At 60.1% G+C, this 689-nt stretch carries 1 protein-coding gene; it reads right to left on the minus strand.

Going from position 1 to position 689, the window contains the following annotated elements; translation table 11 throughout:
* Positions 1-685: filamentous hemagglutinin N-terminal domain-containing protein (locus tag ACGF49_RS24680; RefSeq protein ID WP_387493356.1), on the minus strand; the 685-nt coding region annotated here is incomplete at its 3' end.
* Positions 686-689: the final 4 nt, after the last annotated feature.

Below are 689 nucleotides of genomic sequence, written 5' to 3' on the forward strand. Positions count from 1 at the left end.
TGGCGTTAATCGCCACGGAGCGGGCGATAATATCGGTGTAACTTTGCTGTGTGCTGTCCATGCCGCGCCCGTCAATCCGCACTTCCCCCTGATTGACATCAAACCCTTTCAGCCGGCCCTGTTCCATCAGCGCCTGTCCGGTGGTGAGCGTAGTGCGATGTGAGTTAATGAACCCGCAACCGTTACAGGTGATACCAGAAGGGTTGGCAATAATCACCTCGGCTTTATGCCCGGCGACTTCAATCCAGCCATTAAGGTGACTGGAGTCACGACTGTTGACCTCGTTAAGAATAACGCTGGCGTCCCCTTTGGCTAACCACGGATTGCCCGCGACCATACCGCCCAGTTGCGTCTGGGTGGCCTGATGGCTGTTATTGAGGATCACTCCCTGTTTATCCACGTCAAACTGACGGTAGGTATTGTGGGAAACGCCGTCGGCGCCCGGGGTCTGGATATTGACCTGCGGCGTGCCGTTGGCGCTGCGAATGATGGTCGGCTGCTGACGTCCCGGCGCCTGTCCGTCGGCCACAATCGCCGCCTGCGCGGTGAGCGAAACTCCGCCAAGGGCGAATAACAACCCAAACCGTAGCGCGGTGAGTCGGCAACGACGCTGCGGTGAAGACGGGCGATGAGCGCGGCGTCCGGTTCGTCCCCGTCCGGCCCGCGCTATCTCGGCCACCACCATCCAC

This window comes from Photorhabdus sp. RM96S (assembly GCF_042879335.1).
GTDB classification, from domain to species: domain Bacteria; phylum Pseudomonadota; class Gammaproteobacteria; order Enterobacterales; family Enterobacteriaceae; genus Photorhabdus; species Photorhabdus kayaii.